9 protein-coding genes and 1 pseudogene are annotated in these 10,696 nt (G+C 70.3%); 7 read left to right on the top strand and 3 right to left on the bottom strand.

Features of this window, described 5'->3' with window-relative positions:
- Window positions 1-36 precede the first annotated feature (36 nt).
- On the bottom strand, window positions 37-363 hold the full coding sequence (locus D450_RS0103310; protein ID WP_017537256.1) for a hypothetical protein: 327 nt from the start codon (window positions 361-363) through the stop codon (window positions 37-39).
- A gap of 7 nt (window positions 364-370) precedes the next feature.
- On the opposite strand from D450_RS0103310, the gene D450_RS34110 reads away from it, so the two are divergent.
- Window positions 371-679 carry a hypothetical protein gene (locus D450_RS34110; RefSeq protein WP_193789645.1) on the top strand — a complete coding sequence of 103 codons (309 nt, stop codon included), beginning with the start codon at window positions 371-373 and terminating at the stop codon, window positions 677-679.
- Between the two features lie 102 nt (window positions 680-781).
- Here D450_RS34110 and D450_RS0103320 read toward each other — a convergent pair whose 3' ends face one another.
- The gene (locus D450_RS0103320; RefSeq protein ID WP_017537258.1) at window positions 782-1,183 is read right to left on the bottom strand and encodes a MerR family transcriptional regulator; all 402 of its coding nucleotides are present in this window, start codon (window positions 1,181-1,183) and stop codon (window positions 782-784) included.
- A gap of 417 nt (window positions 1,184-1,600) precedes the next feature.
- Between D450_RS0103320 and D450_RS0103325 the strand changes: the two genes are divergently transcribed.
- From D450_RS0103325 to D450_RS0103350, 6 genes are all read left to right on the top strand, one after another.
- Window positions 1,601-3,373, top strand: a complete 1,773-nt coding sequence (locus tag D450_RS0103325) for an ABC transporter substrate-binding protein (protein WP_017537259.1) — start codon at window positions 1,601-1,603, stop codon at window positions 3,371-3,373.
- A 173-nt stretch (window positions 3,374-3,546) separates the two neighbouring features.
- Window positions 3,547-4,035 carry a hypothetical protein gene (locus D450_RS0103330; RefSeq protein WP_017537260.1) on the top strand — a complete coding sequence of 163 codons (489 nt, stop codon included), beginning with the start codon at window positions 3,547-3,549 and terminating at the stop codon, window positions 4,033-4,035.
- Between the two features lie 558 nt (window positions 4,036-4,593).
- On the top strand, window positions 4,594-5,619 hold the full coding sequence (locus tag D450_RS0103335; RefSeq protein ID WP_017537261.1) for an ABC transporter permease: 1,026 nt from the start codon (window positions 4,594-4,596) through the stop codon (window positions 5,617-5,619).
- A 68-nt stretch (window positions 5,620-5,687) separates the two neighbouring features.
- Window positions 5,688-7,451, top strand: coding sequence for an ABC transporter substrate-binding protein (locus D450_RS0103340; RefSeq protein ID WP_017537262.1), 1,764 nt, complete (start codon window positions 5,688-5,690; stop codon window positions 7,449-7,451).
- Between the two features lie 104 nt (window positions 7,452-7,555).
- Window positions 7,556-8,569: an ABC transporter permease gene (locus D450_RS0103345; protein WP_017537263.1), complete on the top strand. Its 1,014-nt coding sequence runs from the start codon at window positions 7,556-7,558 to the stop codon at window positions 8,567-8,569.
- A 79-nt stretch (window positions 8,570-8,648) separates the two neighbouring features.
- Window positions 8,649-10,448 (top strand): ABC transporter ATP-binding protein, encoded by a 1,800-nt coding sequence (locus tag D450_RS0103350; protein WP_017537264.1) that lies wholly within the window; start codon window positions 8,649-8,651, stop codon window positions 10,446-10,448.
- On the opposite strand, the pseudogene D450_RS0103355 reads toward D450_RS0103350, so the two are convergent.
- Window positions 10,445-10,696: pseudogene (locus D450_RS0103355) on the bottom strand (hypothetical protein); the annotation flags it as partial. The gene D450_RS0103350 and the pseudogene D450_RS0103355 sit on opposite strands and share 4 nt — an antisense overlap.

Consider the following 10,696-nt stretch of genomic DNA (forward strand, 5'->3'; position numbering starts at 1 on the left):
GCCCTTCCCACGGGGTCCTGTCGCAGCGGTCCCCATTCAATCCGGTCCCGCCCGGCCGGCGCACCCCGGGGCGGGGCGGGGCCAGGCCGCGGGCGCGGTCCGGCGCTTGTGGGCGCGAGGCCGCAGGGCGGTCGCGCCCAGCACGGTGCCCCGGCCCTCCGCGGCCTCGACCGTGTCCATCGGGGCGATGCCGCCACTGATCCCCGCGCCCCCACTGCAGGCGAAGGTGTGGGTCCCGGGCTCGGAGGCGTCCAGGACGCCGTTGAGGAACCAGCGCCCGTCGTCGCTGGTGTAGGAGCCCTCGAACGCGCGCTCGGCGGTGGCGCCCGACGGGGTCGCGTGGGTGCAGGTCCAGTCGTTCACGTCGGTCGTGAAGACGGCCCCGGCGCCCCTTTTCGCCCTCGCCCACCTCGAAGGTGGTCGACCCCTGGCCGTCGATCTCGGCGACGAAGTCGGGGACGGGGCGCGGCGGTTCGGAGCCGAGCGCGCCGACGAGTTCGTCCGGCTCTACGAAGAGGCCTATGCGGACCTCTACGAGGGCTTGGTCCAGAGCGGTACGGCCGCCGACCTCCTGGACTCCGAGGTCGCCCGGGCTCAAGCCGCCGGCGATGAGGAAGCCGCCTCGGCGCAGGAGGCCCTCGCCGAACAGATCGCCTCGATCCCGGCGGGGAGCGCGTGAGGGGAGGCCGGCAGGGTACGCAGCGAAAGGGCCGCCGACCCCCCTCACGGGTGGACCCTACTCTCACGCGGGGAGAGGATTCGAATCGGGAGGAGCCGGGGGTCAGTCGGTGCGGTACTGGGCCCGCTGTGCGCCCAGGCGCTCGGCGAACTCCTCGGCGGCCTCCAGCTTCCTCCGCAGGGCGACGCTGCGCTCCGTGGCCGACGAGTAGTACTCGTCCAGGCGCCGCAGCAGGTCCTCGCGTGCAGGGCCGCCCTGCGAGCCCGCGTCGAGCTCGTCCAGGACGCCGAGGAGGTCCTTGACCTCCTCCAAGGAGAAGTCGAGGGGCTTCATCCTCTTGATGAGCAGGAGCCTCTGCACGTCCGCCTCCGTATAGAGGCGGAACCCGCCCTGCGAACGCGCGGAGGGGCGCACCACCCCCACGTCGTCATAGTGGCGGATCGTGCGCAGCGACAGACCCGTGCGCTCGGCCACCTCGCCGATCCGCATGAGCGCGTCGCCCATCGGAGCCTCCCCTGGTCCTGTTCCGCCTCCGGGCGGAATCCGTCCTGGAGAGTGTGCCATGCGGACGGGCCCGGACGCGCACAGGCGCCGGGGCGGGGCCCGCAGAGGTCGGACGCACCCGGCGGTGACCTGCGACACCGCGCCCGGTGCGGGCGCCGCCGAGGGGTGAAGCGCAGCTCAGGTCATCCGTGAAGCCGCGGTGAATACGGGGCGTCACAAGCAGTGGTGGGGCGTAGTAGTTACCTGATCTTAGACGAACTGTGATTTAACTCCTTCTAAATTGGCCGCAGCGTGCATCAGAGGCCGAATCTCGCTCACTCCTGTCGAGAGCCGTCCCCGACCCCGGGACCTGCGGTACCGCAGGGGTGGGTGCCGCTCGCTGATGCGTACCACCCGAGTTTCGAGAGAGGCACGACATTGAAGAGAACAGCGCTGGGCACGGTCGCGGCCACAGCCGCGACGGCCCTCCTGCTGTCGGCCTGCGGCACCGGCGGAGACGGCGGAACGGGCGCCTCCGACGCTGAGTTCGACCAGGGGCAGACAGAGATCGTCAACGCCTCCGAGGAGCAGGGCGGCACCCTGCGGTTCGCCATCTCGGCGAACATGGAGAGCACCGACCCGGGCAACGTGTACTACGGGTACATGTGGAACTTCTCCCGGCTGTACGCGCGAACGCTCTACACCTACGACGCGCAGCCGGGCGAGGCGGGCCAGAAGGTCGTCCCGGACCTCGCCGAGGGCGACCCCGAGGTGAGCGAGGACGGCAAGACCTGGACCGTCAAGCTCAAGCCGGGCATGAAGTACGAGGACGGCTCGGAGATCACCGCCGAGGACGTCAAGTACGCCATCGCGCGCAGCAACTTCGGCCCCGAGGCCCTGCCGAACGGCCCCAAGTACTACCAGGAGCACCTGGCCGACTCCGACGACTACGAGGGCCCCTACGAGGACACCGACGACCCCCTCGAGGGCTTCGACGGCATCGAGACCCCGGACGACCACACCATGGTCTTCCACCTCAAGAAGCCGTTCTACGACTTCAAGTACGTCATGGTGCAGCCGCAGTCCGCGCCGGTCCCGGCCGACGCCGACAAGGGCGAGCAGTACCAGAAGCACGTCGTCTCCTCCGGGCCCTACAAGTTCGACGGCGACTACACGCCGGGCAGCGGCCTGAACCTGGTGCGCAACGAGGAGTGGGACGCCGAGTCCGACCCGGTCCGCACCGCCCTGCCGGACCAGATCACGGTCCAGGAGGGCGTGGAGCAGAACGAGATCGACCAGCGCCTCGAGAGCGGGGACCTCGACGTCGACCTGGGCGGAACCGGCCTGGGCCCGGCCAAGAAGGGTGAGCTGCTCCAGGACGAGGACGCCAAGACGCGCATCGACAACCCGGTCAACGGTGCCCACTACTACCTGACGGTCAACACCCAGGTGGAGCCGCTGGACACGCTGGAGTGCCGCCAGGCCGTGCAGTACGCGCTCAACCGCAGCGCCGTGCACCGCGCCTGGGGCGGCTCGGCGGGCGGCGCCATGGCCAACACGATCCTGCCGCCCGTGGTCCCCGGCCACGACGAGGAGAGCGCTGTCTACCCGGCCGAGGACCCCGAGGCCCAGGAGGGCAACGTCCCCGAGGCCGAGGCCAAGCTGGAGGAGTGCGGCGAGGACGGCGGCTTCGAGACCAACCTCGGCGTGCGCAGCGACCGCCCGGCGGAGGTCTCGGCGGCCGAGGCCATCCAGGAGGGCCTCAAGCGCGCGGGCATCACGGTGAACATCAAGCAGTACCCCTCCGACACGTTCACCAACACCCAGGCGGGCTCCCCGAGCTTCGTGCACAAGGAGGAGCTGGGCCTGAACATCTACGGGTGGATGCCCGACTGGAACACCGGCTACGGCTACATGAGCAAGATCCTGGACGGCGACGCCATCAAGGACGCCGGCAACTCCAACATCTCCGAGCTGGACAACGAGGAGATCAACGAGCTCTTCGACGAGATCACCGCGATCGAGGACCCGGAAGAGCGCGACGCGATGTCGAAGAAGATCGACAAGCTCGCCATGGAGCAGGCCGTCATCGTCCCGATGGTCTACCACAAGGCCGTCCTCTACCGGCCTGACACCCTGACCAACGTCTTCTTCAACCAGAGCTGGAAGATGTACGACTACGCCACCCTCGGGACCACCAACACCGGCTGATCCCGAGCGAGCACCGCCCGGGGTGCGGCGCCGCGCGCGCCGCACCCCGGGTCTCGTTCGTCCGGGGGATCCCCCTTTCCCCGAGGCCGTCCCTAGGGAGCGACCCCGATGCGCGGCGGGACCCGCGATGCGAGACTGGGGGCATGCCGGAGACATTGCCGATCGCAGGTCCGATGCTCGGGGCGGCCATCACCATCGTGGGGCTGCTGATCTCGTGGGTGGTCTGGCGCCGCCGGGGCGCGGCCGCGGGGCTGCGCGGCGTGGCCTGGTCGCTGGTCCCGCTCGCCGCCGGCCTCCTGGGGCTCATGGCCACGCTGTGGCGCGCCGCGGCCGACATCGTCGGGATCCTGGCCGGCCTGCTGTTCAATCCGATGGTCTGGGCCGGGGTCGCGGTGGCGGCCGTGGCGGCGGTGCTGTTCGTGGTCTCGGGTGTCATGCGGGCCCGGGGCATGGGCGGCGCCCAGGGCCGGAAGACGCGCGAGAAGAAGGCCGCCGAAGGGGCCGGCGCGGCCCCCGGCCTGGAGGGCTCCTCCGGGGCCCAGGGGCCGGCGGCCCAGGCGCCGGGCGGCTCGGCGGGCAAGGCGGGCGCCAAGGGCTCCAAGGGCGGCGACGACGACATGGGCGACATCGAGGACCTGCTGCGCAAGCACGGGATCGAGTGAGCGGTCCTCCTCCTGCGGCGTCCCGTTAGGGGCCGCCGCTCCAGCGACGCGCGCTCCGCGAGGCGGGGCGCGCGATTAATGTCCGCTTCATGGTGTTTTATACCTTTTCTTGTCGTATGATGTGCGCCATGGTGCCGCCGCCCCCGTGCGCGCCCCCTGCGGGCGCGCCGTCAGAGGGGCGGCGGGCCCTTTCGGGCAGACTGGGTGGCGCCGGGTGAACGCCTGCCGACGTGTCGTGACATGACGGATTCGTTGGTGAGCAGTCACGATTCAGCCACAACGGTGTGATTTGGACGGACTGACATGTGAGCAGGCGTACATTGATCGCGGTGCAAACCGATCTGCACCGATCCTGTTAGCCACGTCGAGCTTCGGTGTTAAGCCGACGGGTGCGCTGGCAGATCCGGCGGCGGGCCCCGGCCCCCTGCCGGATGCGACCGGCCAGCCCGGGCCGGCCCACCCGGCCGGACCCCGAGCCGGGCGGTCGACCCATCACCGGCCGCCCGCCGGTGCCGAAGCCGCGACACTCAAGCGGAGTAGTGGGGGAGTAGTGGTGCCATGAGCGCGCCTTCGGACGCACCTGAGAAGCAGGTGGAGGACAGCGGCGCCGCAGCCGGCCAGAAGACGTCGGCGGCCGCCAACCGGTCCCTCCGCCAGATCGCCTGGCAGCGCTTCCGCCGCGACAAGGTCGCCATGGCCGGCGCCATCGTGGTGCTGCTGCTCATCGCCATGGCGGTGCTGGCCCCCCTGCTGACCAAGCTCCTCGGGTTCCCGCCCAACGAGTTCCACCAGAGCCTGATGGACCCGCTGACCGGCGGCGCCCTGAAGGACCCGGACGACCCGGCGGCGGGCATCGACCCCTGGGGCGGCATGTCCGCCGAGCACCTGCTCGGCCTGGAGCCGGTCACCGGCCGGGACATGTTCAGCCGGATCGTCTACGGCGCGCAGATCTCCCTGCTGGTCGCCTTCGGCGCCACCGTGCTGTGCGTGATCATCGGCACCGTGCTGGGCATCGTCGCCGGCTACTTCGGCGGGGTCACCGACACCATCATCAGCCGGGCCATGGACATCTTCCTGGCCTTCCCCCTGCTGCTGTTCGCCATCGCCCTGGCCGGGGTCATCCCCGACGGCGCCTTCGGGCTGGAGGGCAACGCGCTGCGGGTGGGCCTGCTGATCTTCATCATCGGGTTCTTCAACTGGCCCTACATCGGCCGCATCGTGCGCGGGCAGACGCTCACCCTCAAGGAGCGCGAGTTCGTCGAGGCGGCGCGCAGCCTGGGGGCCGGGAGCGGGCACATCCTCTTCCGCGAGCTGCTGCCCAACCTGATCACCCCGATCCTCGTCTACTCGACCCTGCTCATCCCGACGAACATCATCTTCGAGGCCTCCCTCTCCTTCCTCGGCGTCGGGATCAATCCCCCCACCCCGAGCTGGGGCGGCATGCTGTCCGACTCGCTGGACTTCTACACCACGTCGCCCCATTTCGTGATCATCCCGGGCCTGGCCATCTTCATCACCGTGCTCGCGTTCAACCTGTTCGGTGACGGCCTGCGGGACGCCTTCGACCCCCGCTCGTCCGACTGAGCGCACGGGGGCGGCCGACCCGGGGCGGGCCGGGGGCCGCGGCGAGCATCACGCGCAACGAGAAAGGCATGGAATTGAGGAAGTCAGCACTGGGGCTTGCCGCTCTGGGGGTTTCGTCGGCGCTGCTGCTGAGCGCGTGCGGCGGCGGTGGCTCCGACGGCGGCGGCTCGGCCGGGTCCTACGACCAGGGCACCACGGAGGTCGTCAACGCCTCCGAGGAGTCCGGCGGCACCCTGCGGTACGCCATCTCCGCCAACATGGAGAGCACCGACCCGGGCAACACCTACTACGGCTACGTCTGGAACTTCAGCCGGTACTACGCCCGGACGCTGCTCACCTACAGCCCCGAGCCCGGCGCGAAGTCCACCGAGCCGGTGCCGGACATGGCCGCGGAGATGCCCGACATCAGCGACGACGGCACGTCCTACACCGTGAAGCTCCGTGACGGCCTCACCTACGAGGACGGCTCGGCGGTCACCAGCGAGGACATCAAGTACGCCGTCGCGCGCAGCAACTTCGGCGAGGACGCGCTGCCCAACGGCCCGCGCTACTTCAAGGAGCTGCTGGCCGACAGCGACGACTACGAGGGGGTCAACGCCAACCCCTCCGACCCGCTGGCCGGCTTCGACGGCATCGAGACGCCGGACGACAAGACCATCGTCTTCCACCTGAAGAAGCCCTTCGCGGACTTCCCCTACGTGCTGGTGCAGCCGCAGACCGCCCCGGTCCCGGCCGACTCCGACAAGGGCCAGCAGTACCAGCAGCACGTCGTCTCCTCCGGGCCCTACAAGTTCGAGGACGACTGGAAGCCCGGCAGCGGGCTCACCCTCGTGCGCAACGAGGAGTGGAACGCCGACTCCGACCCGATCCGCCCGGCGCTGCCCGACCGGATCACGGTCGAGGAGGGCGTCGACCAGAACGAGATCGACCAGCGCCTGATCAACGGCGAGCTCGACGTCGACCTGGGCGGCACCGGGCTGGGCCCGGCCAAGAAGGGCGAGATCCTCACCGACGAGGCCGCCAAGGCCAACGTGGACAACCCCGAGACCGGGGCCCTGCGCTACGTGGCCGTCAACACCGAGGTCGAGCCGCTGGACGACGAGGCGTGCCGCCAGGCGGTCATGTACGCCGCCGACCACAACTCGCTCCAGCGGGCCTGGGGCGGCGCCGCCGGCGGGGAGATCCCCAACGACGTGATCCCGCCGACGATCAAGGGCCACGACCCCGACCTGGACCTGTACCCCTCCGAGGACGACAAGGGCGACCTCGACAAGGCCGAGGCCAAGCTGGAGGAGTGCGGCGAGGACGGCGGCTTCGAGACCAACCTCGGCGTGCGCAGCGACCGCCCGACCGAGGTCGCCGCGGCCGAGGCGCTGCAGGCCAGCCTCAAGCGGGTCGGCATCGAGGTCGACATCAAGCAGTACCCCTCGGACAGCTTCACCAACACCCAGGCCGGCTCGCCCGACTTCGTCCACGAGAACGAGCTGGGCCTGAACGTCTACGGCTGGATCCCGGACTGGCCGACCGGCTACGGGTTCCTCAGCTACATCGTGCACGGCGACAACATCAAGGACGCCGGCAACTCCAACGTCTCCGAGCTGGACGACGAGCAGATCAACGACATGCTCGACCAGGCCGTGGAGACCGGGGACGAGCAGGAGCAGGAGCGCCTCTACAAGGAGGTCGACCGCCGGGTCATGGAGGCCGGGGCCATCCTGCCGATCGTCTTCGAGAAGTCGGTGCTGTACCGGCCGGAGAACCTGACGAACGTCTACTTCAGCGCCGGCTACGCGATGTACGACTACATGCCGCTCGGTACGACGAACCAGTAGCGGAACCCGGAACCCCGATCCTTCGACCTGAGAGTTAGGCAGGTGAAGGCCGCGGGGGCGGCCGGGCCCGCACAGGGCCCGGCCGGCCTTCGCGGCCGGATACGTTGGTCACTTATCTTCTTCGTCGCCTCGGCGCCGGCGTCCTGCTGCTCGCCATCGTCACCCTGGTGACCTTCCTGATCTTCTACGTGGTGCCCCGCATGGCCGGGCAGACGGTCCAGCAGCTGGCCACAATGTACGTGGGCAAGGCGCCCACCGAGGAGGCCATCCAGGCCACCATCGACCGCCTCAACCTGGACCAGCCCATCGCGTTGCAGTTCTGGGAGTTCATCAAGGGCATCTTCGTCGGCGCCACCTACACCTTCGGCGGGCGCGAGGTGGTCTGCTCCGCGCCCTGCTTCGGCTACTCCTTCCAGAACTACACCGAGGTCTTCCCCGAGATCGTCAACCGGCTCCCGGTCACCTTCTCCATGGCCATCGGCGCCGGTGTGATCTGGCTGGTCGGCGGCGTCTCGGTGGGCGTCGTCTCGGCCATCAAGAAGGGCAGCATCTTCGACCGGCTCAGCATGGGCCTCGCCCTGGCGGGTGTCTCCCTGCCGGTGTTCTTCACCGGCCTGCTGTCGCTGGCCTTCCTGGTGCACGCTTGGGGCCTGTTCGACACCCCGCGCTACACCCCCTTCTTCCAGGATCCGATCGCCTGGGCGACCGGGCTGTTCCTGCCCTGGGTGACCCTGGCCTTCCTGCACGCCGCCCAGTACGCCCGGCAGACCCGGGCGGGCATGCTGGAGACGATGGGCGAGGACTACATCCGCACGGCGCGGGCCAAGGGCCTGGCCGAGTGGAAGGTGATCCTCAAGCACGGCCTGCGCCCCACGCTCACCCCGATCGTCACGATCTTCGGTCTGGACATCGGCCTGGTGCTGGGCGGTGCGGTGCTCACCGAGACCGTCTTCTCCCTCAACGGCATCGGCCGCTACGCGGTCCAGGCGATCATCTCCCAGGACCTCCCCGTGATCCTGGGCGTCACCCTGTTCGGCGCCTTCTTCGTGGTGGTCTGCAACCTGATCGTCGACCTGCTCTACGCCTGGGTGGATCCCCGGGTGCGGGTGTCCGGCTGAGTCCCGGCCCTTCCAGCAGAACTTCCGCTCCCCGCGCCGCCGCCGGCGGCCGGGGCCCGACCCGAAGGAATCACCGGCAATGACGACCACGGGCACAGGACAGGACGCCGCCGGGCCGGCGGTGCTCGTCCAGGACCTCTCCATCACCTTCCCGACGATGGACGGCGACGTCCACGCCGTCGACGGGCTCTCGTTCGAGGTGGCCCCCGGCGGCGCCCTGGGCATCGTCGGCGAGTCGGGCTCCGGCAAGAGCGCCACCTCCCTGGCGCTGATGGGCCTGCACCGCGGCACCCGGGCCAGGATCACCGGGGGGCTGGAGGTGGTCGGTACCGACATGGTGAGCGCGAGCGACGCCCGCATCCGCCAGATGCGCGGCAACGACATCGCCATGGTCTTCCAGGACCCGATGTCCTCGCTGCACCCGCAGTACACCATCGGCAACCAGTTGATCGAGGCCTACCGGACCCACCGGCCCAAGTCCACGCGCGCCGAGGCCAAGGCGCGCGCGGTCGAGGCCCTGGACCGCGTGGGCATCCCCGAGCCGACCCGGCGCGTCAACTCCTACCCGCACGAGTTCTCCGGCGGTATGCGCCAGCGCGTGGTCATCGCCATGGCGCTCATGTGCGACCCCAAGGTGCTGCTGGCCGACGAGCCGACCACGGCGCTGGACGTGACGGTGCAGGCCCAGATCCTGGACCTGCTCGACGACCTGCGCACCGAGCTGGGCATGGCGCTCATCCTGGTCAGCCACGACCTGGCGGTGGTCGCCGGGTCGGTCGACGAGGTGCTGGTCATGCAGAAGGGCAAGGCGGTCGAGCGCGGCGAGGTGCGCAAGGTCCTCGCCGAGCCCGAGCACCCCTACACCCAGGCCCTGCTGGCGGCTGTGCCGCGGGTGGAGGTCTCCCGCGCCCAGCGCCGGGCCCAGGTCCGGGCCGACCGGGCCGCCGGGGAGGGCCGCGACGCCGCGCCGGCCGGGCGCACCGGCGCCACGGCGCTGCCCGAGGCCGACGGGTCCTGGAACCCCGACACCGACCCGCTGCTGTCGGTGGACAACGTGCGCATGCGCTTCAAGGTGCGCGGCGGCATGATGGGCAAGAGCACCGACTTCTACGCGGTGGACGGGGTCTCCTTCGACCTGCACAAGGGCGAGACGCTGGGCGTCGTGGGCGAGTCCGGGTCCGGCAAGTCGACCCTGTCGCGCATGGTCATGCGGCTGCTGGAGCCCACCGAGGGCAAGGTCCTGTTCGAGGGGCGCGACATCACCCACATCTCCGAGCGCAAGCTGCGGCCGCTGCGCCGGGACGTGCAGATGGTGTTCCAGAACCCCTACTCCTCGCTCAACCCGCGTCTGACGATCGGCGACAGCATCGGCACCGCGCTGCGGGTGCAGGGCGAGTCCGACGGCAAGCTGATCAAGCGGCGCGTGCAGGAGCTGCTGGAGCGGGTCGGCCTGGAGCCGCTGCACTACAACCGGTTCCCGCACGCCTTCTCCGGAGGTCAGCGGCAGCGCATCGCGATCGCGCGGGCGCTGATCCTGCGGCCCAAGCTGGTGATCTGCGACGAGCCGGTGTCGGCGCTGGACGTGTCGACGCAGGACCAGGTGCTGCGCCTGCTGTCGGAGCTGCAGGACGACTTCGACCTCACCTACATCTTCGTCGCCCACGACCTGGCCGTGGTGCGCCAGGTCAGCGACCGCGTCGCGGTGATGAAGAAGGGAAGGGTCGTCGAGCTGAGCGACAGCGACTCGGTCTACGAGGCCCCGCAGGACGAGTACACCCGCTCGCTGCTCAACGCCGCCCCGGTCCTCGACCCGGACGAGGCGCGCGAGCACCGCGCCGAGCGGGTCCGCCTGCGCGCGGGCAAGGGCGAGGCGGCCTAAGAGCCGCCCTGGGGCCGGTGCGGTTCAGCGGCCGCGCCGGCCCCGTTCCGGGCGGCCGGGGAGGCAAGGGCGGCGGCGATCCCCCAGGCGCCGATCACCGTGTTCCAGAACATGACGATGCCGAGGGTGGCGAAGAAGCCGTTGAGCGCCGCGGTGCGCCCTGGGTCCCCGGTGAACAGGACCAGCCCGAGGAGCACCCCGGCGCCGAGCGCGCACCCGGCGGTGGTGCGCAGCCAGGCCGCCGCCTC

The sequence above is a fragment of the Nocardiopsis halophila DSM 44494 genome, assembly GCF_000341245.1.
Classification (GTDB): Bacteria; Actinomycetota; Actinomycetes; order Streptosporangiales; family Streptosporangiaceae; genus Nocardiopsis_A; species Nocardiopsis_A halophila.

What these genes read in the sequence shown, in the direction of transcription:
- D450_RS0103335 (WP_017537261.1), top strand. Translation starts at nt 4,594, where the DNA reads ATGAGCGCGCCTTCGGACGCACCTGAGAAGCAGGTGGAGGACAGCGGC.
- D450_RS0103350 (WP_017537264.1), top strand. Translation starts at nt 8,649, where the DNA reads ATGACGACCACGGGCACAGGACAGGACGCCGCCGGGCCGGCGGTGCTC.
- D450_RS0103320 (WP_017537258.1), bottom strand. Translation starts at nt 1,183, where the DNA reads ATGGGCGACGCGCTCATGCGGATCGGCGAGGTGGCCGAGCGCACGGGT.
- D450_RS0103340 (WP_017537262.1), top strand. Translation starts at nt 5,688, where the DNA reads ATGGAATTGAGGAAGTCAGCACTGGGGCTTGCCGCTCTGGGGGTTTCG.
- D450_RS0103330 (WP_017537260.1), top strand. Translation starts at nt 3,547, where the DNA reads ATGCTCGGGGCGGCCATCACCATCGTGGGGCTGCTGATCTCGTGGGTG.